This is a genomic window from Stappia sp. TSB10GB4 (assembly GCF_900185745.1).
Taxonomy (GTDB): Bacteria; Pseudomonadota; Alphaproteobacteria; order Rhizobiales; family Stappiaceae; genus Stappia.
Window position 1 is genome coordinate 118,547 of the sequence record NZ_FYAV01000054.1, and the last position, 18,432, is coordinate 136,978.

General features: G+C 65.4%; 23 protein-coding genes. 13 read left to right on the forward strand and 10 right to left on the reverse strand.

Annotated elements, in window-relative coordinates:
• Positions 1 to 34 precede the first annotated feature (34 nt).
• Genes TSB10GB4_RS14180 through TSB10GB4_RS14190 form a run of 3 tightly spaced genes read right to left on the reverse strand, consistent with a single transcriptional unit; the run spans position 35 to position 2,326 of the window.
• Positions 35 to 772 (reverse strand): molybdopterin-binding protein, encoded by a 738-nt coding sequence (locus TSB10GB4_RS14180; RefSeq protein WP_186386399.1) that lies wholly within the window; start codon positions 770 to 772, stop codon positions 35 to 37.
• Positions 773 to 832: 60 nt separating this feature from the next.
• Positions 833 to 2,056, reverse strand: a complete 1,224-nt coding sequence (locus TSB10GB4_RS14185) for an FAD-dependent monooxygenase (RefSeq protein ID WP_186396270.1) — start codon at positions 2,054 to 2,056, stop codon at positions 833 to 835.
• 24 nt (positions 2,057 to 2,080) lie between these two features.
• The gene (locus TSB10GB4_RS14190) at positions 2,081 to 2,326 is read right to left on the reverse strand and encodes a zinc-finger domain-containing protein (protein WP_186386401.1); all 246 of its coding nucleotides are present in this window, start codon (positions 2,324 to 2,326) and stop codon (positions 2,081 to 2,083) included.
• A gap of 230 nt (positions 2,327 to 2,556) precedes the next feature.
• Here TSB10GB4_RS14190 and TSB10GB4_RS14195 point away from each other — a divergent pair, with 230 nt between their 5' ends.
• Entirely contained in the window at positions 2,557 to 3,324 is a 768-nt protein-coding gene (locus tag TSB10GB4_RS14195; RefSeq protein ID WP_186396271.1) for an alpha/beta fold hydrolase, read from the forward strand.
• Positions 3,321 to 4,205, forward strand: a complete 885-nt coding sequence (locus TSB10GB4_RS14200) for an alpha/beta fold hydrolase (protein ID WP_186396272.1) — start codon at positions 3,321 to 3,323, stop codon at positions 4,203 to 4,205. The genes TSB10GB4_RS14195 and TSB10GB4_RS14200 overlap by 4 nt, the downstream gene beginning before the upstream one ends.
• A gap of 584 nt (positions 4,206 to 4,789) precedes the next feature.
• Here TSB10GB4_RS14200 and TSB10GB4_RS14205 read toward each other — a convergent pair.
• On the reverse strand, positions 4,790 to 5,599 hold the full coding sequence (locus TSB10GB4_RS14205; RefSeq protein WP_186396273.1) for an enoyl-CoA hydratase: 810 nt from the start codon (positions 5,597 to 5,599) through the stop codon (positions 4,790 to 4,792).
• Positions 5,600 to 5,846: 247 nt separating this feature from the next.
• Here TSB10GB4_RS14205 and cysE point away from each other — a divergent pair, with 247 nt between their 5' ends.
• Both cysE and TSB10GB4_RS14215 read left to right on the forward strand, forming a co-directional pair.
• On the forward strand, positions 5,847 to 6,680 hold the full coding sequence (gene cysE / locus TSB10GB4_RS14210) for a serine O-acetyltransferase (protein ID WP_186386405.1): 834 nt from the start codon (positions 5,847 to 5,849) through the stop codon (positions 6,678 to 6,680).
• A 172-nt stretch (positions 6,681 to 6,852) separates the two neighbouring features.
• A complete protein-coding gene (locus TSB10GB4_RS14215) occupies positions 6,853 to 7,068 on the forward strand; it encodes a DUF3126 family protein (RefSeq protein ID WP_186386406.1) in 216 nt (71 codons plus the stop codon).
• Positions 7,069 to 7,182: 114 nt separating this feature from the next.
• On the opposite strand, the gene TSB10GB4_RS14220 is transcribed toward TSB10GB4_RS14215, so the two are convergent.
• On the reverse strand, positions 7,183 to 7,908 hold the full coding sequence (locus TSB10GB4_RS14220; RefSeq protein WP_186396274.1) for a hypothetical protein: 726 nt from the start codon (positions 7,906 to 7,908) through the stop codon (positions 7,183 to 7,185).
• 240 nt (positions 7,909 to 8,148) lie between these two features.
• Here TSB10GB4_RS14220 and TSB10GB4_RS14225 point away from each other — a divergent pair, with 240 nt between their 5' ends.
• Both TSB10GB4_RS14225 and TSB10GB4_RS14230 read left to right on the forward strand, forming a co-directional pair.
• On the forward strand, positions 8,149 to 8,466 hold the full coding sequence (locus TSB10GB4_RS14225) for a hypothetical protein (RefSeq protein WP_186386408.1): 318 nt from the start codon (positions 8,149 to 8,151) through the stop codon (positions 8,464 to 8,466).
• 76 nt (positions 8,467 to 8,542) lie between these two features.
• Positions 8,543 to 9,079, forward strand: coding sequence for a gamma carbonic anhydrase family protein (locus TSB10GB4_RS14230; protein ID WP_186396275.1), 537 nt, complete (start codon positions 8,543 to 8,545; stop codon positions 9,077 to 9,079).
• A 157-nt stretch (positions 9,080 to 9,236) separates the two neighbouring features.
• Here TSB10GB4_RS14230 and TSB10GB4_RS14235 read toward each other — a convergent pair whose 3' ends face one another.
• The 3 genes from TSB10GB4_RS14235 to TSB10GB4_RS14245 form a co-directional block, all read right to left on the reverse strand.
• Complete coding sequence (locus tag TSB10GB4_RS14235; protein ID WP_208984803.1) at positions 9,237 to 9,854, reverse strand: transglutaminase-like cysteine peptidase; 618 nt, start codon at positions 9,852 to 9,854, stop codon at positions 9,237 to 9,239.
• A gap of 302 nt (positions 9,855 to 10,156) precedes the next feature.
• Positions 10,157 to 10,777, reverse strand: a complete 621-nt coding sequence (locus tag TSB10GB4_RS14240; RefSeq protein WP_186386410.1) for a PilZ domain-containing protein — start codon at positions 10,775 to 10,777, stop codon at positions 10,157 to 10,159.
• A 153-nt stretch (positions 10,778 to 10,930) separates the two neighbouring features.
• Positions 10,931 to 11,584, reverse strand: coding sequence for a PAS domain-containing protein (locus TSB10GB4_RS14245; RefSeq protein WP_186396276.1), 654 nt, complete (start codon positions 11,582 to 11,584; stop codon positions 10,931 to 10,933).
• 387 nt (positions 11,585 to 11,971) lie between these two features.
• Here TSB10GB4_RS14245 and TSB10GB4_RS14250 point away from each other — a divergent pair, with 387 nt between their 5' ends.
• From TSB10GB4_RS14250 to TSB10GB4_RS14265, 4 genes are all read left to right on the forward strand, one after another.
• A complete protein-coding gene (locus TSB10GB4_RS14250) occupies positions 11,972 to 12,874 on the forward strand; it encodes a rhomboid family intramembrane serine protease (RefSeq protein WP_244570916.1) in 903 nt (300 codons plus the stop codon).
• Positions 12,875 to 12,994: 120 nt separating this feature from the next.
• Positions 12,995 to 13,426 (forward strand): CBS domain-containing protein, encoded by a 432-nt coding sequence (locus TSB10GB4_RS14255; RefSeq protein ID WP_186386413.1) that lies wholly within the window; start codon positions 12,995 to 12,997, stop codon positions 13,424 to 13,426.
• A 129-nt stretch (positions 13,427 to 13,555) separates the two neighbouring features.
• Entirely contained in the window at positions 13,556 to 14,314 is a 759-nt protein-coding gene (locus TSB10GB4_RS14260; RefSeq protein ID WP_244570922.1) for an AraC family transcriptional regulator, read from the forward strand.
• Positions 14,315 to 14,384: 70 nt separating this feature from the next.
• Complete coding sequence (locus tag TSB10GB4_RS14265; protein WP_186396277.1) at positions 14,385 to 14,786, forward strand: DUF2000 domain-containing protein; 402 nt, start codon at positions 14,385 to 14,387, stop codon at positions 14,784 to 14,786.
• A 37-nt stretch (positions 14,787 to 14,823) separates the two neighbouring features.
• On the opposite strand, the gene hisI is transcribed toward TSB10GB4_RS14265, so the two are convergent.
• Together hisI and folE are read right to left on the reverse strand one after the other, a co-directional pair.
• Positions 14,824 to 15,276, reverse strand: a complete 453-nt coding sequence (gene hisI, locus TSB10GB4_RS14270) for a phosphoribosyl-AMP cyclohydrolase (RefSeq protein WP_186386416.1) — start codon at positions 15,274 to 15,276, stop codon at positions 14,824 to 14,826.
• A gap of 37 nt (positions 15,277 to 15,313) precedes the next feature.
• Positions 15,314 to 15,949, reverse strand: coding sequence for a GTP cyclohydrolase I FolE (folE, locus tag TSB10GB4_RS14275; RefSeq protein ID WP_186386417.1), 636 nt, complete (start codon positions 15,947 to 15,949; stop codon positions 15,314 to 15,316).
• A gap of 271 nt (positions 15,950 to 16,220) precedes the next feature.
• Between folE and TSB10GB4_RS14280 the strand changes: the two genes are divergently transcribed.
• The 3 genes from TSB10GB4_RS14280 to TSB10GB4_RS14290 all read left to right on the forward strand — a co-directional run bounded on the left by TSB10GB4_RS14280 (position 16,221) and on the right by TSB10GB4_RS14290 (position 18,430).
• A complete protein-coding gene (locus TSB10GB4_RS14280; RefSeq protein WP_186386418.1) occupies positions 16,221 to 16,658 on the forward strand; it encodes an iron-sulfur cluster assembly scaffold protein in 438 nt (145 codons plus the stop codon).
• A gap of 104 nt (positions 16,659 to 16,762) precedes the next feature.
• Positions 16,763 to 17,074 (forward strand): membrane protein insertion efficiency factor YidD, encoded by a 312-nt coding sequence (gene yidD, locus TSB10GB4_RS14285; RefSeq protein WP_244292938.1) that lies wholly within the window; start codon positions 16,763 to 16,765, stop codon positions 17,072 to 17,074.
• A 204-nt stretch (positions 17,075 to 17,278) separates the two neighbouring features.
• Positions 17,279 to 18,430: a GNAT family N-acetyltransferase/peptidase C39 family protein gene (locus TSB10GB4_RS14290; RefSeq protein WP_244570917.1), complete on the forward strand. Its 1,152-nt coding sequence runs from the start codon at positions 17,279 to 17,281 to the stop codon at positions 18,428 to 18,430.
• Positions 18,431 to 18,432: the final 2 nt, after the last annotated feature.

An 18,432-nucleotide genomic window follows, 5' to 3' on the forward strand; every position in this document is an offset into this window, starting at 1 on the left:
CAAGTCCTGTCGTTCTGGCAAGGGATGATTCTGCTCAGCGGGCCGCAGCCGCGACGGCAGTGCGCACTGCGTCGCAGGCCTGCCGCATCAACCCGGCATCGCGCGAGCGGACGACGATCTGGGTGGAGAAGCGTCCGTCGACCGAGCGCGGATAGGAGCCGATCATGACGCCCGGATGAGCGTCCTGGATCTCGCGCAGGGCGGCGGCGATGCGACTTTCCGGAAGGTCGGCATCGACGGCCTCCGAGAGCATGCGCAGGCCGGTCTTCAGCGTCGGGGCGACGGCGTCCAGCATGGCCTGCATGATCGCCGGAACACCGGCCATGACATGGACATTGCCGATGCGAAAACCCGGAGCCTTCGAAACCGAATTCTCGATCAGTTCCGCGCCTTCCGGGATCCGCGCCATGCGCAGACGCGCCTCGGTGAGTTGGCCCTCGGGATAGAAGTTGCGCAGGATCTCCACGGCGCGGGGATCGTGGCCGATCGGCACGCCGAAGGCCTTTGCCATCGAATCGGCGGTGATGTCGTCATGAGTCGGGCCGATGCCGCCGGAGGTGAAGACATAGGTGTAGCGGGCGCTGAGCTCGCGGACCGCCTCGACGATGCGATCTTCCACATCCGGCACCACGCGCACCTCGGCCAGGTCAATGCCGATCGCGGTGAGGTATTCGGCCAGGTAACCGATGTTCTTGTCCTTGGTGCGGCCCGACAGAATCTCGTCGCCGATGACGAGGAAGCCCGCGGTCACGATATCCTGGTCAGCCGTCATGCCCGTTCATTCCCGTTGTTCCCCGCCCTCAGCCGCCGCGGGAGGCGCTCGCAGACGCCATCAGGCGCCGGGAGGTCGCCATCCATATAGCCAATCGAGCCGCGCGAGAAGACGTTCCGAGGGCAAGGCGCGCATCACCGCATCGCGGGCGAGGGAAAGCGGGCGACGCATGTGATAGATGCGGTCGTTGGCGCGCGACAGGCGCATGACGCGCTCGGCCCGGTCCTGCCGCTCCGCCTCGTAGGCACGCAGGGCGCGGGGTACGTCGTCCATGCCTTCGGACAGATGGCGGGCAAGCGCGTCGGCGTCCTCGATGGCCATGGCCGCCCCCTGCGCGGCGAAGGGCAGCATGGCATGGGCGGCATCGCCGAGCAGGGCGAAGCGGCCGTCGACCCAACTGGTGCCGGGGTCCATCGAACAGAGCGCCCATTTCAGCCAGGAGGAGGGGAGGGACAGCAACTCCCGGCAGCCGCGCGGCCAGTCACGAAAGCGCGAAAGCAGCGCGTCGCGGTCGGCCTGGGCGGACCAGACCTCTTCCTGCCAGTCCTCTTCGACCAACGCCACGAGGTTGAATTGTTCGCCGCCGGCGAGCGGATAGTGGACGATATGGGCGCGGGGACCGAGCCACAGGCCGGTGACATTGCGCCAGCGTTGCGGCACCTCGCTCACGGGTATGACTGCGCGATAGGCGGTGCGCCCCGAAAAGGCGGCGCCCCGCAGGCCCATGATCCGGCGGCGCACCGTCGACCAGACACCATCGGCGCCGATCAGGGCCGCGCCGGTGTCATGGTCGAGCGGGGCCTGCGGATCGGCATCGTCTCCGGCCCGCTCGAATTCCAGCTTGATACGGTCGGCATTCTGTGCGGCGTCGCGCAAGCGCGTGCCGAGACGCAGGGTGATACCGGCGGAGGCGCGTGCCGCCTGCAGCAGCACCGCCTGCAAGTCCGCCCTGTGAATGACGAGATAGGGGGCGCCATAGCGCTTCTCGGCCGTGGCGCCGAGGGGAATCTCGGCGACCGGATCCTCGCTGTGCGCGGTCATCACCTGGATGGCGCGCGGCGCGACCACATGCGGCAGCAGCGCGTCCTCAAGACCCAGTTCGCGCATCACCTGCATGGTGTTGGGGGGGAGTTGCAGACCGGAGCCGACCGGACGAAGCTCGCTCGCCTGTTCGATCACTGTGACTGGACGCGACCGGCGCGACAGACAGAGCGCGGCAGTGAGCCCGCCGATCCCTGCACCGGCGATGAAGATGCGGTTTGCGTCGGATCGGGATTGCGCCATGCGCGGGCCTTGCGTGAGCGCCGGTCAGGCGGCTTCAGGCGTCCAGATGCAGTCGGCCGGGTCCGCCTGATGGACGTCAAGCGCCGGATTGTAGCGGTAGAGCGTCGAGCAATAGGGGCAGATGATCTCGTTGTCGTCGCCCATGTCCAGGAAGACGTGCGGGTGGTCGAAGGGCGGGCGGGCGCCCACGCACTGGAACTCCTTCGCGCCGATCTCGATCGACTCCAGGCCGCGATCATTCTGGAAATGGGGGATTACAGCATGCGCCATGGCATCCATCCGTCGTTCAGCAGGGTCTGCAGAATTTGGCGGACCATACGCAGGAAGGAGCTGTTTGAACAGGGGGAAGTGGCGGTTTGGCCACATCTGCGGCAACAGGTGGCAGGCGGGGTGGCGGCGCTCATGCGAGCCGCCATGCGGGCTGCGGGCTTTTCATCCGCACAGTCGCGCATTATCGTAAGGGTCATCTTTTTACGTTTACGTCAAGGTAAAGGCCCTCAATGCCCCATTTCGATTCCGCCGGCCTGCGCATCGCCTATCTGGACGAGGGACGGGGGGAGCCGATCCTGCTCATCCACGGCTTTGCGTCCAACAAGCACGTGAACTGGGTCTATCCCGGTTGGGTGAAGCTGTTGACGGAAGCCGGTCGCCGGGTGATCGCCATCGACAATCGCGGCCATGGCGAGAGCGACGGCAGCCATGATCCGGAAGATTATGGCGCCCCGACAATGGCGGAGGATGCAAGGCGTCTGCTCGACCACCTGGGCATCGAGCGGACCGACGTGATGGGCTATTCGATGGGCGCGCGGATCTCCGCTTTCTTGACGCTCGACCATCCGCAACGGGTGCGCAGCGCCGTCTTCGGAGGGCTTGGCTATGGCATGATCACCGGTGTTGGCGATCCCGAACCGATTGCCGCCGGGCTGGAAGCGGCAAAGCTCTCCGACGTCACCGACCGGGCGGCCCGCGCCTTCCGCGCCTTTGCCGAGCAGACCAATTCCGATCGGTTGGCGCTTGCCGCCTGCATGCGGTCCTCGCGGCAGAAGATCAGCGAGGAGCAGGTCTCGCGGATCACCCAGCCGGTGCTGGTTGCGGTCGGCACGAAGGATGAGATCGCCGGCTCGCCGGAGAGGCTTGCCCGACTGTTGCCGCGCGCGAAGGTGCTGGAGATCCCCGGCCGCGACCACATGGTCGCCGTAGGCGACAAGGTCTACAAGGCCGGCGTCACCGGTTTCCTGGAGAGCCTGGCGCGGGAGGGGATCGCGTGAACGCCAAGACCCTCACTCTGACAGGAGCTGACGGCAACGATCTCGTTGCCGACGTCCACGGCGCGGGCAGCCGCTCCGTGCTGCTGCTGCATGGCGGCGGCCAGACACGCCATGCCTGGGAGGCAACAGGCGCACGGCTCGCGGCGCGCGGGCTGTCGGCATGGTGTCTCGACCAACGCGGCCATGGCGGCAGCGACTGGATCGCGAGCGGTGCTTACGAGTTTCGGGATTTCGCGCGCGACGTGGTGGCGGTGTCAGACCAGATCGCCGGACGCTCGGGCGTGCGGCCCGTTGGCATTGGCGCCTCGCTTGGCGGCATTGCCAGTCTTTTGGCCGAAGGGCAGTTGCGGCCCGGTACGCTGTCGGCGCTGGTGCTTGTCGACGTGACGCCGCGCATGGATCCCGCCGGGGTGAACAAGGTCATCTCCTTCATGGCCGACAGGGCCGAGGCCGGGTTTGCCACTGTGGAGGAGGCGGCCGACGCGATCGCCCGCTACCTGCCCCATCGCAAGCGTCCCGAGCGGCTCGACGGGCTCGCCAAGAACCTGCGCTTGCATGACGACGGCCGCTACCGCTGGCATTGGGACCCGCGCTTCCTCGGGCACCGGCGCGGCCGGCCGCTCGATCCCAGCGACGGCATCGAGGAGAGGGTCGAGGGCGAGTTGGTGCGGGCCGCGCAATCGCTCAAAGTGCCGGTGCTGCTGGTGCGCGGCGCGCGCTCCGAACTGGTGACCCAGAGCCATGTCGACGAGTTCCTGACCCTGGTGCCGCATGCCGAGTATGCGGATGTGGCGGATGCCGGCCACATGGTCGCCGGCGACCGCAACGACGCCTTTGCCGGCGCGGTGGTGACGTTTCTCGAGCGGCTCAAGGCCGCCTGAACGGCACGTCTTGCCGGCTTGCGGCGTGTTTTCAGAACCGCTGATCATGTGGTGCCAGCAAGGCCTTCCGCCTTGGCTCGCAGCGCGCATGGACCCTGCTCCCGGGTGGCCGGACCCGTTTTCACACCACTTTTCGGCGAGAGCTGCGCGTTCGCGGCAGCATGATTGTGTTCATTTTTTAGATAGATAAATCAATTTCTTATATGGTTAACTGATAGTTAATGTGGAACTGCGCGCGCAGTAAGGCATTACGTGAACACCTTGCTTCAAGCCTCTGTTTATGCGGGGTATTTTTCTGGAACTTAAAGTGGTGCATCAGCCTGTGCTCAGGATCTGATTCAGGATCCTCACAGACAGAATCAACACGGTGTGGGCGTCAGGGAATCATTCCCGATTCCCGGCGTCAAGAGCACGCCTCGGCATGTCCGCATCGGCGTTGTCCTGACCGATGCCATGCATTCGACGCTGCAAGGAGTCGGTTAACAAAATGACTCCACGTCAGCCGCCTGCCGCGATCGGCCTGCCATCACCGATAGGGGCGGGGCCGGCTTGCCGCGAGCAGCGACAGGTATCGTCGAGCGAGGTTAACTGCCGGTGAAGTCGGGAGCGCGTTTTTCCATGAAGGCTGTGCGGCCCTCGGCGAAATCGCGGCTGTCGAAACAGGCGTCGGCAAGGGTCTGGCAGGCGTCGCGATCTTCTGCCGACAGGCGGGCGGTGAGGGCATCGATGCCGGCCTTGGCGGCGCGCAGGGTGAGAGGTGCGCCGCTGGCGATCTCGCCGGCAAGACGCCTGGTCTCCGTCTCCAGCGTTTCCGGCGCGGCGACAAGATCGAGGAAGCCGAAGCGTTCGGCCTCGGCCGTGCCGATGCGCCGGGCCGTGAAGAAAAGCAGTTTGGCGCGCGCCGGTCCGATGAGGCGCACGACGTCGGCGATCGCGGTCGGAGGATATCCGACGCCCAGACGGGCGGCCGGGATGCCGAAACTGGAGCCATCCGCGGCGATGCGCAGGTCACAGGCTGCCGCAAGTCCGAAGCCGCCACCGAGGCAGAAGCCGCGGATCATCGCGAGGGTCGGCAAGGCCGCGTTGCGCAACGCGTCGAACGCCTCAGCGTTGGAGACCTCATAGGCGCGTGCGGAGGCGGCGTCCTTGCGCAACGTGGCGAACTCGGAAATGTCGGCGCCGGCGATAAAGGTCTCGTTGCCAGCTCCGCGCAGGACGATGACGCGCACGCGGGGGGCGCTCGAAAGCTCCGCCACCGCCTGGGGAATCGCCTGCCACATGGTGAGCGTGAGGGCATTGCGCCGGGCGAGGTTGTCGACCTCCAGCCAGCCGATGCGATCCTCGATCCGGGTGGTGATACGGGCGGGGCGTGTGTCGGTCGAGATGTCGGTCATATCGGACTCCGGCAGGGCGCGGCAGGGCTGCGGGCATATTGCAATCTCCAGCGACCCAGTCCATTCGCACCGGGCGGAAAATCGATCGGTTGGGCCTGTTCGGGGCAGGGGGCGACGCGAAATGGCCGCGACGGCGGCCTTGACCTATGGCCTTGCCTGCATACATCGCGGTAAGATGGCACCCACGACCTATGCTTGAATGGGGGCCGCCCTGCCCGCGTGGCGGAGGCTCCGTAAGGAGGCGAGCATGCCGCAGATCAATCCCCTTGCCGAGGCGCCGACCCTGTCGCGCCATGACCCCGTCTGGAGCCAGTTACGCGAGGAGGCCGAGGCGATGGTGCGTTGCGAGCCGGCGCTCGCGTCCTTCGCCTACGAGACCGTGCTCAACCACGACCGACTTGAGGAGGCTGTCGTGCACCGGCTGGCCGACCGGCTGGGCCATGTGGTGGTTTCCCCCTCGCTGATCCGACAGACCTATCTGGAGGCGCTGCAGGATTCGCGTGCGCTTGCGGAAGCCTTTCGGGTCGACCTCGTCGCCGTGTATGACCGCGATCCGGCCTGCACCCGGCTGCTGGAGCCGCTGCTCTATTTCAAGGGTTTCCACGCGCTGCAGACGCATCGGCTGGCGAATTGGCTGTGGAAGCGCGGGCGCAAGGACTTTGCGCTGTATCTGCAGAGCCGGTGCTCGGAAGCCTTCCAGGTGGACATCCATCCGGCGGTGCCGGTCGGCGTCGGCGTGTTCGTCGACCATGCCACCGGCATCGTCGTCGGTGCCACGGCGCAGATCGGCGACAATGTCTCGATCCTGCAGAACGTGACGCTGGGCGGCACGGGCAAGGAAGAGGGCGATCGCCACCCGAAGATCCGCAACGGCGTGCTGCTGGGCGCTGGCGCCAAGGTGCTCGGCAATATCGAGATCGGCCACTGCTCAAAGGTCGCCTCTGGGTCGGTCGTGCTGACCGATGTGCCGCCGAACTCCACCGTTGCCGGCGTGCCGGCCCGGGTGGTCGGCGCGGCGGGCTGTGCCGAGCCGTCGCGGACGATGGATCAGTTGCTTTCGGCGGACAGCGACAGGGGCTGATCGGGCTGACGACCTGGTATCAATATGAGGCGCGCAGTTCCCCGTCTGGGGGAAAGGCGCGCTTTTTTCTTGGTTCACGCAGCCGAATGTGTAGGTTCGGGGCCAATCCGGCATTGCCGGCAACTCATGGGGCCGCCAGGGAAAGAGCCGTGGCCTTTGAAAGGAGCCTTTCGTGAAGCCAGACGAGATCCGCAAGCTCGAAGCCTATTTGCAGAAGAAGTTCGAGCTTCCGAAGCTTGTTGTCCGGGCGCGGCCGAAGAAGGACGATTCCGCCGAAGTCTATATCGGTGAGGAGTTCATCGGCGTGATCTATCGCGACGATGACGACGACGACTTGAGCTGGAACTTCCAGATGGCGATCCTGTCCTACGACCTCGACGAGGCCTGAGCCGCCAGCGCTTCAGGGGGACCGGACGGACGGAACCAAGACGGGCGCACCGGGGGGCGGGCGCCCGTTTTTCGTTTCGCGGTTCCCGTCACCGAGTGCGACCGCGAAGTGCGGTCAGGAGGCCGGTTGCGGCGCGAAACGGGCAACCAGTGCGGCGACGCCGTCATCGAGGCTCTGCCAGTGCTCCAACTGCCATTGGCGGAAGCGATAGGTGGCGAACAGGCCATGGCCGAGGCGGATGCTGCGTTCGCAGCTCGCGGCAAGCGTCTTGTCGCGCGGCGTGAAGCAGCGGGTTGCGAACAGCCGGCCGTCCTGGGAGCGATGTGCTACGAAGTCCGTGCCGCTTGCCGCATCACCGGGCAAGGGCAGCAGGGCGAGGCCCGCAGGGCCCGGCAGAGGATCGCCCGAGGCTAGCGAAAGCCAGACATGGGTGAGCCGCTCGCTCGTGTCCATGATGTCGGCGGTGGCAAGCGGCTCCAGCGAGACGAGCATGACGGCGGACGTATCGCTGGGATCGGCAAAGGCGCGGGCGTTGAACTCGCTGTAGCCTTCCATGGAGGGCCACAGGACTGCAAGGCTCAGCCGGTCGACGGAGCCGCCGGCAATGCGCTCCTCGACCCGCCGCATCATGTTGGCCGGCACCTTGAGCTGCACATCGCCGAGACTTATGGCGACACGCTCGCGGCTGTCGCTCCAGCCGGTGGGGCCGCGCGTGTAGTTCAGCCAGCTTCCGACCGTGTGGGCGAGCAGAGCGGTGCCGGCAAGCGCCAGCGCAACGACCATCGATGTGAAATGGCGGGCCTCAACCCCCGTTCCGCCGGGAAGCGTCAACGGCATCATCCGAGCGCTCCTGTTGCAGGCCGCGACGGCAACCCCGGCCACGGCAGTTGACCCAGCAGATTGTCCCGATCCGGGACGGGTGTCCCGATCTGCTCCGGGACGCGGGGCACTCCGTTCGCCATCTTTATGGTTACCAGTTCGTTAATGGACCCGTGGAAACGGCATGCTAATTGCTGGTGCGAGACGTGAGTTTCCTATTAAGGTTCCCAGAGAATTGGTTAACGAGGGGTTAACGGCACCATGAGTGAACTGGCGCTGGCGGTCTATCTGGGCTGCGCGGGCTTTGTCATCTCCGGAATCATCGGCAGTTTCTATCAGCTTGTGACCGGAGAGCCCCTTCGTTTCGCCATATCGGTCGAAACCTGGATCAAGGGCGTCCTGTCCTGTCTGCTATGTGTTTTCGCAGGCCCCTTCATCATCATGCGCAACGCGATTCGCGGCCGGCGGGTCGAACAAAGGCCGCTCGGCTGGCTTGTTGCCTCCTCGACGATCGCCGGGATGTGGAGCCTTTGCTCCGGCATCATGGTGGTGCATGTCGCTCTGACCGTGGTCCTGTAAGGTTGACGGGCGCGGGCGCGCGTCCGTCTCCTGATGCCGCAAGGCCTGATTGAGGCCAGCTATTCCGGAGTGTTCCATGCCGCTTTACTGCCTCGACGATCACAGTCCCATCACACCCGAGCAGGGAGCCTTCTGGGTGGCTCCGAATGCGGCACTGATCGGCCGGGTCGTCCTGAAGCGGGACGCCAGCGTCTGGTTCTCTGCGGTGCTGCGCGGCGACAATGAAACGATTACCGTCGGAGAGCGCTCCAACGTGCAGGATGGCTGCGTTCTGCACACGGATATGGGCTTTCCGCTGGAGATCGGGCGCGGCTGCACCATCGGCCACAAGGCGATCCTGCACGGCTGCACCATTGGCGACAATACGCTGGTGGGAATGGGGGCGACGGTGCTGAACGGCGCCCGCATCGGGCGCAACTGCATCATCGGTGCCAATGCGCTGATTGCCGAAGGCAAGGAGATCCCGGACGACTCGCTGGTGGTGGGAATGCCCGGACGGGTGGTGCGCCAGCTCGACGCGGCCGCGGAGGCCGGAATCGCTGGCTCCGCCGACGGCTATGTCGCCCAGTGGCGCCGCTACGCCAACGGGCTCTCGCCGGTGGCCGGAGGCTGATCGCAAAAAAAGGCCGGCCTCCGCGGAGCGGAGACCGGCCGGGCAACCCGACCCCGGGGTATGGGGGAGGGGGATGGGCCTGGTTGCCATCAGTAACGGCGCAATTTCCGTGTCGTGCCAAACTGCCTTGTCGCGGGACCTTGTCCCGCCACTCAGGTCAGTTTCCGATGCTGGCCAGCGTGCTGGTCCGGCGGTCGGAGATCGCCGCCCATTGTGCCGGATGCGACACTGACTGCCGCTTCACGAAACGATAGGGCGCCGAATACCAGGGCAGGACGGCCTCGATCTGATTGTCGAGGATGATGTCCCCCTGATCCGTGCGGACCGTGAGAACGGCATGGCCCGCGTTGTTCGTGTCCTTGACGACGGTGATCAGCAATGCGCTGGCCGGCCAGCCGCGGCTCACGAGCACGCGCTTCTTCTCCAGCACGTATTCCTCGCAGTCGCCGGCCCCATCGACAGGGTAGGTCCAGTATTCCTCGACACCGAAGAGTTCGAGGTCGGTCACCGGCCGAATGCGGGCGTTCACCTCGGCATTGACGGCCAGCAATTCGTTCCACCGGGCCCGGTCAAGCTTGACGACCACCGCGTCCTTGCCATCGGGCTGGCATTCGACCGGGTTCTCCTGACAGAAGCCGATATGGCCGATGGGAGCCTTCGCGGCCGCGCCGGTTTCCATAAAGCGTCCCGTCCCAGGGTCGGCCTGCGCTGTGCTTGTTGCCAGCAGCGCCAGAGCGACCAGCGTATACTTCAGTATCTTTGCGTTCATCGTCATGTCTTCGCCCTCCCCAAGGCTGACTAGACAATGACACACGCGTTTTTATTTGCGTCTAAGGTCCGGTACGGAAGTTTATTTGAAATAAATTCAGTTTATACGAAAATTTATACTTAAATAGAATAAAATTGTAATGATCCCGAGCATGAGGCGGGCGAGCGCAGAACGCGCAAATCGACCCTCGCCGCCGCATCGGTGATGCGGAGGGGCGGGGCGTCAAGTGGGGGGAGATGCGCGCAAATGCATCGAACCGACCGGAGGCGGCTCCGGCCGGTTCGATCTGCGCATTTACTGCGGCAGGATCAGGAAATGTGCTGTTCGAGCAGGTCGCGGTTCTGGATGTGCGCGAACTCGACGGCAATACCGTCCTCGGTGTGGCGCACGACGCGCGCACGCATCTTGCCGATGCCGATCGCGGTGCCGATCTCCGGCTTCACCTCGGTCTTGAGCGAGGCGCCCGACAGGGACACGTCGATGATGAGCGACTTGTAGCTGCGCCCGTCCGCAAGGACGATCTGGGTGACCGGGTTTTTCGGGGTGAAGCGCTCGTGGCGACGGTCTTCCGGCAGGTTGAGCACATCGCGATTGGCAAGCCATGTCAGAACGTTGGCGAGTTTGTCGCGCTTGCGCTGCGTCGCATTGATGCGGATGGCGAAGCCACCCTCGATCTCCCGCACCACCTCGCCCTCGATGCGGCCGATATGGTCGACATAGGCAACGACCCGTTCGCCGACACGTGCTGGAACCGGCGCGATCAGGGCGGCGCCGCCAGGCGACATGTCGATGATCTGGCAGGGATATTCGCGACGATCCTCGAGCATGAAGCGGCCGAGGATGTGGACAGGCACGCGGGAATGGCGCCGTCGGTCGACTTGCTTGGCGGCGTCGGCTGTCGTGTAAGTGAGTGCCGTGGCATGCGCCATGCGTCGTCGACCTTCCCTGGAGCGCACGGCTCCGGCGGCCGCGCGAACACTGCTGATCGACGTTATGACATGGCAGTTAACAGAGCGTAAGTGCTGCCCTTGCGTAAGGCGGTCGTGCCGCCCGGTTCGACGCCTGCGACAGTGGCGCAGGCGTCAGTTCTTCCCGCCCTCGATCACCATCAGGTGTTGAACCCGCCGGGCTTCCGCGAGCAACGGCAGCGGGGCGGAACTGCGGATCACCGCCGGCTCGCGACCGAATTGCGGGACCGGGCTGGTGGCGGTTCGCGCCTGCGGCCTGAGGAAGGTGGGGCGCTCGTCCGGCCAGATCAATCTCACGCTCTTGATCGTCTGCGACAGGATCGGATGCATGCCTGCCCAATAGGGCTGCTCAAGGGCAACGCAGGCACCGAGCACCCGGCTGCAGCCTTCGCCGGGAATATGCAGCGGCAACAGCAGCATCTCCATGTCGACAGACTGTTTGCGCTCGGTGAAGCCGGCCACGCCGATCACCGCGGCTGCCGCGTCCTCGGTCACTGCCGCAAGCAGGGTGGCAAGCGCCTCGCGATCTTCGCTCGACCAGCCGCGCAGGATGTTGCGGTTCTTCAACTCCCGGCAATGCAGCGCACACAGGCGCGTCCCGGCAAGGCGGAAGCGATAGGTGTCGCGGTCGACAAGTTCCAGGATGAACGTGTCGCCAAGGACGGCGCGGATCCGGCCGGGCTCGATCTCGCCGCGGTCGGGTGCCGGGCGTTCGCCTCGAAGGCTGTCCCAGTACTCGTAGAGCCGCTGCGTCACCGGATGTTTCATGTCAAACCTCGCCCCGGAAAGGTGTCCCGCCCATTGCCTGGGCGAGGCTGCTGTCCTGTTTTCGCGCAAGGCCTGACCGCAGAACCCGGCGCGTGTGCCGGAATGCGGTTGGCCTGCTGCTTCTGGAGGGGCGAGGAAGGAAAACTGTCCGTCTTCGGGACGGTTGTCCGCCTTGCGCCGCACCTGGGGAGAGACAAAGCAGGCCGCATGCCAACGAGTTGACCGGTTCGATTTACTTTCTGTTAAGGTTAACGAACGGTGGCAGTTGCCGTAGCGTTGGTTTGATGTGCAGAATCTACCAGTTGGTGAAAGCGAGCCTACCTGCACTGCACGTCGCCTGACTTCGTTCGCAGGAACCGGGTAAAAGCACCGGTTTCCTGCCGTTCCTTGACCGCCCGGGCCGCGCGAAAGCGTGGCGGGCGGTTTTTCTTTGGCCGAGGCGGCATGTCGCGGCTTGACGGAGGCCGGCCGGCCGGCCGATCTGGAGTCGGTACAAATCCCGCCAGGCGAGAGACGATGCACGAACCAAGACCCGAAGAGATCGACGACCAGGGCCAGCCGCCACCGCCGGAGCCGGTTTTCAACCTGCCGAGGATAGTGAGGAGTTTGGCGCTGCTGCTTATCGGCATCTATGCGGCGGATCGGTTCCTGATGCCTATGAGTTCGCGGATTGAGGTCCTGCTTGCCTATGGCTTTCTGCCGGCGCGCTATCTGCCGGATGCGGTGGTGCTCTATCAGTTGCCGGGCGGCGAGGGCGCGAAGGTCTGGAGCTTTCTCACCTACGCCTTCCTGCATGGCAGTTGGGCGCATCTCTTCGTCAATGTGATGTGGATGGTGGTGTTTGGCTCGGCGGTTGCCCGGCGCTTCGGAGCCGCGCGCTTCCTGCTGCTGTCGGCCGTCTGCGCCGTCGCCGGCGCGGCGTTGCACCTGGCTTTCCATTTCGGTGAACTCGTGCCGATGATCGGAGCTTCGGCCGCGATCTCCGGCCAGATGGCAGCGGCGACACGGTTCGTCTTCGACATGGGCGGGCCGCTCGGTGCCATGCGGCGCACGGATGACCTAGCCTATCAGCGGCCGGCCTCGAACATGTTGACAACCCTGTCCAATCCCAGGGTCGCGATGTTCATGCTGGTCTGGTTCGGCCTCAACTTGCTCTTTGGCGTTGTCTCGGTGCCCATTGTCGGCGAGGGAGGCAGCATCGCCTGGGAAGCACATATCGGCGGGTTTGTTGCAGGCTTTGCCTTGTTTTCTCTCTTCGATCCGGTCCCCCGACGCAGGAATGGCGGTTAGGGCCAGGGCCTCGCAGTGTTGCCGATTGCGCCGAAACAAGGATTTGTCATGATGGGGGCGGAATCGGGGACGGGAGGGTCCCCGGCCCGCAGCCAGGACAAGCCACCGGGGAGGTCGGACATGACGGTCGCATCAATTCTCAACGAGAAGGGGCGGGACGTCGTTACGGAGCGTGCCGAGACGACGATGCGCGAGATCTGCGCCATCCTCGGGGCCAAGCGTATCGGCGCCATCGTCATCACCGACCAGAAGGGCGGGATCCGTGGGATCGTTTCCGAGCGCGATGTGGTCCGGGCGATCTCGCAGGACGGTCCCGACGCGCTCGACAAGCCGGCCTCGGCCTATATGACGGCGAAAGTCGTCACCTGCGACGCGAGCGAGACGGTGAACTCGGTGATGGCGCGGATGACCGGCGGCAGATTCCGCCATGTGCCGGTGGTGAAGGACGGCAAGCTCGCCGGCTTGATTTCCATCGGCGACGTGGTCAAGCATCGCATCGCGCAGATCGAGCGCGAGGCTGAGGACATGCGCAACTATATTGCCATGACCTGAAGGCGAGACGCGGCGCTCAGCCCCGCTCCGCCCATGGCAGTCCGGTCTTGTCCGGACCGCAGAAAGGTTAAACGGCAAGCCATGTAGGCGAACCGCTATCATCATCTCGCCTGGCATCACGGAATCGAACTGTTCGAGGCTGCCTTCAGCACGCAGACCTTCAGCCGTCATGCCCATGAAGGCTTCGCTATCGGAGCGATTGCCGAAGGGGCAGGCGGCTATGTCTGTCGCGGCGAGAGCATGGTCCTGCCAGCCGGAACCTTGTCGCTGATGAATCCGGAGGAACCGCATACCGGTCATGCGGCGGCGGAGCGCGTCCGCTACACCATGCTCTATGTCTCGGAGACGGCGGTGCGTGAGGTGCTGGGACTGCGAGTTCTGCGCGGCTTCACCGCCATCGCTCCGCGCGACCGCCAGTTGGAACTGACACAGGCGCTCGGGGCACTTGCCGCGCGGCTGAATGGCGGTCCGATGCCGGACCGGCGGCTGGCGGTGGAAGAGGCGGTTCACGAGGTTCTGGCTCGAGCCTTTACTCACTACGGGGGCGCCGAGCTTCGGGCCGCCGGGCGGGAGCCTGCCGCCGTCAGGCGGCTCAAGGAACGCATTGCCTTCGGTGTGGAGGTGGGGGAGAGCCTGTCACTGGCGGATCTTGCCGCGGAGATGAGCCTGAGCCCGTCCTATCTGGTGCGCAGCGTCGCCAGGGCGACCGGTCTCACCCCGCATGCCCATGTGCTGCGCCAGCGGGTGGATCTTGCACGGCGGCTGCTGCTGGATGGGGTTGCGGCGGCGGAGGCGGCGGTTGCCGCCGGCTTCTGCGACCAGGGTCACATGATCCGCCAGTTCCGGCGGCACTACGGCGCTACCCCGGGTGCGCTGCTCCGGCACTGACAGGTCAATTTCGTCCAATCCGCAGAGCCGCGCGCCATGGCAAGGGCTGCCCCTGACGAAAGGGGACGCCATGTCGATCAAGCCTGTCATCATCCTGTGCGAGAGCCTGCCTGTTGGGCTCAAGGCGAATTTTTCGGCCGTGTTGGGAATGAGCCTCGGCCAACTCCACCCCGACCTTGTGGGAGCCGACACGCCGACGGGTGACGGTGTCGCGCTGTCGGGTATCACCAGGGTGGCGCTGCCGGTGCTCGGCGCGCCGGAGGACGACTTGCCACAGCTCTTTGCGGCGGCGGAGGCATTGCCGGTGCGTCTCGCCTATATGCGGGCGGCCTTCGAGGCGCGGAACTACGACGACTACCGGGCGCGGATCGCCTCGGCGCCGCTGGCCGGCCACAGGCCCCAGGCGATCCTGCTAGCAGGACCGCGCAAGGCGGTGGACCGGATCTGCGGCAGCCTTCCGCTTCTGCGCTGAGGGCGACAGGCGCGTCAGTGGCTCGCCGGTGGGCGCTTCAGTGGCCGTAGACGTCCTTGGGATCGTAGACCCGCTCCCCGCCGGAATGCTCGAGGCGTACAGTGCCGTCTTCGCCGGCAACGACCCGGCGATAGAAGCAGGAGCGGTACCCGACGTGGCAGGTGGCGCCGTTGCCGCCCACCCGCACCTTCACGACCAGGGCGTCCTGGTCGCAGTCGGTGAGGATCTCGACAACCTGCTGGACCTGGCCCGAAGTCCCGCCCTTCTTCCAGAATTCCTGGCGTGAGCGGCTCCAGTACCAGACCTCGCCGGTCTCGATGGTGCGGGCAAGCGCCTCGGCGTTCATGTAGCCGACCATCAGCACGGTCCCGTCGTCGGCATCGGTGATGACGCAGGCGATCAGCCCGTCGCCGTCAAACTTCGGCTGGAAAACCGCACCGTTTTCCAGTTCGTTCTTGTCGCCGCGTCCGGCGAAACGAAGCTCTGTCATGGGTCTTCCGTCGACGCCGGACGGCGTCTTTTTGATGTCAGCCGCGACGTGGGTCGCGAACAAGGCTCATGAAGCGGACCTGCTCGCTCGGGTCGTCGCGGAACACGCCGGTGAACTGGGTGGTGATGGTCGTCACGCCCTGCTTCTGCACGCCGCGCATGGTCATGCATTGATGCTCGGCTTCGATCATCACGGCGATGCCGCGCGGAGCGAGATGGGTGTCGATGGAATCGACGATCTGCGCCGTCAGGTTCTCCTGCGTCTGCAGGCGTTTGGCGAAGATGTCGACCACTCGGGCGATCTTCGACAGGCCGACGACACCCTCTGCCGGATAGTAGGCGACATGCGCCTCGCCGACAAAGGGAAGCATGTGATGCTCGCAATGGGAGAAGAACGGGATGCCGCGCACCAGAACGATGTCGTCATAGCCACCGACATCCTCGAAGGTACGCTGGAGGTGCTCCGCCGGGTCCTGGAAGTAGCCGGAGAAGATTTCCTCATACGCCTTGGTGACGCGCTTGGGAGTATCCAGCAGGCCCTCGCGCTCGGGGTCGTCTCCGGTCCAGGCGAGAAGCGTGCGGACGGCGGCCTCGACCTCCTCGCGGGACGGTCGGGCGCGCGTCGCCGCTGCGGCATCGTTCCGGGTCGTGACCGGCTTCAAGATGGCATCCATTGCGGGATCTCCCGATTGTATTGTATTCCGCATCCCTTACGTCGCCCCCGTGATTTCGGACCACTGGAGCCTTCCAAGGGCTCTGTCTCGGGTGGCGGAGGGGTCGCACGGTATCGTGTTTGAATTGCGACGGCGGCCTGCGGTCCGCCCCGTTTGGCCGCCACATGAGACGTGTGTGTCCATTTCTTTCCCGCGTTCCACCCTATATAAGAAATGCCAAACGGCTGTGAAGCCGGTTGATCCGGCGTCACGCCGTCTTGATGAGGCGCTCATGCTCGACGACATCTACAACTCGAAGATCCTCGAACTTGCCGGCAATATCCCCTGCCTCGGCCGTCTCGACGCACCCGATGCCTCCGCGAAGGCACACTCCAAACTGTGCGGCTCGACGGTGGTTGTCGACCTCAAAATGCAAGAAGGAGTTGTGACCGATTTCGCGCAGGACGTCAAAGCCTGCGCGCTCGGGCAAGCCTCCGCGTCGATCGTGGCGCGGCACATCACGGGGGCGACGCTGGCGGAGCTGCGCGAGGCGCGCGACGCGATGCTGGCCATGCTCAAGGAGAACGGCCCGCCGCCGACCGGCCGTTTCGCCGAAGCCGAGGTTCTGCTGCCGGTGCGCGATTTCAAAGCGCGTCATGCGTCCACCATGCTGGCCTTCGAGGCGGCGCTGGAGGCGGCCGAGCAGATCGAGGCGCGGCGGGCGGCCTGAGCCGTTCGGCCATGTGCTCCGGTCATCCTCCCCACGACCCTCCTTCTCGGGATCCCTCACCCGGCGAGCGCTCCCACGCCGGGGTGGTCGGGCGTCCTCCTCCCGTGCCGGGGATTGCCGCACGGATAGCGCTGCTGCTGATCCGCATCTACCAACTGACGCTGTCGGCCTTTCTCGGGCGCTCCTGCCGCTACGCGCCGAGCTGTTCGGGCTACACGGCCGATGCCATTGCCTATCACGGGCTGTGGGCCGGGATCTGGATCGGGATCGCCCGTATCCAGCGATGCCGGCCTGGCGGAGGCAGCGGGTTCGATCCCATTCCCGAGACGCTGCCGGAGCATGCGCGCTGGTACCTGCCATGGCGTTACGGACGCTGGACATCCCATCACATCGATCCGGCGACCCGGCTGGACTGAGTGCCGCGCTCCATCGCCATGCGAAATCCGCGCGAGCCATGCGAAAGCCGTTGAAGACGCAGGACGAATTTGGAGATAGAGGGCTTTCGGGGCATCATTGGTACAGCGCCATCGACAAACAGGCGGCGACCGGTGAGCGATCCTGAAGACTTCCCGGGAGACCCGGATTTGAACACTCCTGAAGCTGATTCCGCAGCCATGCCCGTGACGGGCCGCGAAGCCGCGCCCGAAACCGACCCGGAACCTTGGCCCGGCGGCGCCGGGACAGTGCTGCGCGCCGCCACCGCCCTTGACCTTGCGGGCCTGGTCGAGACCGAGGAGGCTTGCTTCACGCAGGATCGGATCTCGCGGCGTTCCTTCCGCCGGTTCCTGGAGAGTACGGGCGCCTCCTTCGTGATTGCGGAGAGCAAGGGGCGGATCATCGGCTACGCCTTGCTGCTGTTCCGATCCGGGACGGCGCTGGCGCGGCTCTATTCCTTTGCCCTGCGCAGGGAGGTGCGTGGCCGGGGATGGGGGCGTGCGCTGCTGGCGGCGGCCGAGGCCGATGCCTTCGCACGTGACCGCATCGTGTTGCGGCTGGAAGTGCGCGAGGACAACGCCACCGCCCGCGGACTTTACGCAAAAGCCGGATACCGCGTGCACGGACGGGTTGCCGACTATTACGAGGATGGCACCGCCGCGCTGCGGATGGAGAAGCTGCTGCATGACGAGGCCGCCCCGCCTTCGGCCGTGGCCTACTATGCGCAGACGACCGAGTTCACCTGCGGGCCCGCCTGCCTGATGATGGCGCTCAAGCATTTCGACCCGGCGGCTGACCTGAGCGAAAGGCTCGAACTGCGGCTCTGGCGGGAATCGACGACCATCTATCTTGCCTCCGGCCATGGCGGCTGCGGGCCGTTCGGTCTTGCGGTCGCGGCTGCAAACCGCGGGCTTTCCGCCGAGGTGCGCCTGTCGCCGCCGGGGCATCTGTTCATCTCATCCGTGCGCGATCCCGACAAGCAGCGGGTGATGCAGATCGTGCAGGACGACTACCGTGCCGAGGCGCGGAGGCTCGGCATTCCGGTGATGGAGGAGCAGTTGCCGGCCCGTTCGCTGGCGGAGGAGCTGCGCGCCGGCGCGCTCGCCATCGTGCTCATCTCCGAATACCGCATGCTCGGCCGGCGCGGTCCTCATTGGGTGCTGGTGCAGGGCGAGGATGCCCGCCATCTCTTCATCCACGATCCATGGCTCGGCTACGAGGGCTACGAGACGCCGCAGGACGCCTCGAACCTGCCGGTGCCGGATGCCGAATTCGACCGCATGGCCCGTTGGGGCAAGCCGCCGGTGCGCGCGCAGATCATCTTGAGAAAGGGCTGAGA

Coding starts and splice junctions, on each gene's coding strand:
- TSB10GB4_RS14180 (WP_186386399.1), bottom strand. CDS start 772: ATGACGGCTGACCAGGATATCGTGACCGCGGGCTTCCTCGTCATCGGC.
- TSB10GB4_RS14185 (WP_186396270.1), bottom strand. CDS start 2,056: ATGGCGCAATCCCGATCCGACGCAAACCGCATCTTCATCGCCGGTGCA.
- TSB10GB4_RS14190 (WP_186386401.1), bottom strand. CDS start 2,326: ATGGCGCATGCTGTAATCCCCCATTTCCAGAATGATCGCGGCCTGGAG.
- TSB10GB4_RS14195 (WP_186396271.1), top strand. CDS start 2,557: ATGCCCCATTTCGATTCCGCCGGCCTGCGCATCGCCTATCTGGACGAG.
- TSB10GB4_RS14205 (WP_186396273.1), bottom strand. CDS start 5,599: ATGACCGACATCTCGACCGACACACGCCCCGCCCGTATCACCACCCGG.
- cysE (WP_186386405.1), top strand. CDS start 5,847: ATGCCGCAGATCAATCCCCTTGCCGAGGCGCCGACCCTGTCGCGCCAT.
- TSB10GB4_RS14220 (WP_186396274.1), bottom strand. CDS start 7,908: ATGATGCCGTTGACGCTTCCCGGCGGAACGGGGGTTGAGGCCCGCCAT.
- TSB10GB4_RS14225 (WP_186386408.1), top strand. CDS start 8,149: ATGAGTGAACTGGCGCTGGCGGTCTATCTGGGCTGCGCGGGCTTTGTC.
- TSB10GB4_RS14230 (WP_186396275.1), top strand. CDS start 8,543: ATGCCGCTTTACTGCCTCGACGATCACAGTCCCATCACACCCGAGCAG.
- TSB10GB4_RS14235 (WP_208984803.1), bottom strand. CDS start 9,854: ATGACGATGAACGCAAAGATACTGAAGTATACGCTGGTCGCTCTGGCG.
- TSB10GB4_RS14240 (WP_186386410.1), bottom strand. CDS start 10,777: ATGGCGCATGCCACGGCACTCACTTACACGACAGCCGACGCCGCCAAG.
- TSB10GB4_RS14245 (WP_186396276.1), bottom strand. CDS start 11,584: ATGAAACATCCGGTGACGCAGCGGCTCTACGAGTACTGGGACAGCCTT.
- TSB10GB4_RS14255 (WP_186386413.1), top strand. CDS start 12,995: ATGACGGTCGCATCAATTCTCAACGAGAAGGGGCGGGACGTCGTTACG.
- TSB10GB4_RS14265 (WP_186396277.1), top strand. CDS start 14,385: ATGTCGATCAAGCCTGTCATCATCCTGTGCGAGAGCCTGCCTGTTGGG.
- hisI (WP_186386416.1), bottom strand. CDS start 15,276: ATGACAGAGCTTCGTTTCGCCGGACGCGGCGACAAGAACGAACTGGAA.
- folE (WP_186386417.1), bottom strand. CDS start 15,949: ATGGATGCCATCTTGAAGCCGGTCACGACCCGGAACGATGCCGCAGCG.
- TSB10GB4_RS14280 (WP_186386418.1), top strand. CDS start 16,221: ATGCTCGACGACATCTACAACTCGAAGATCCTCGAACTTGCCGGCAAT.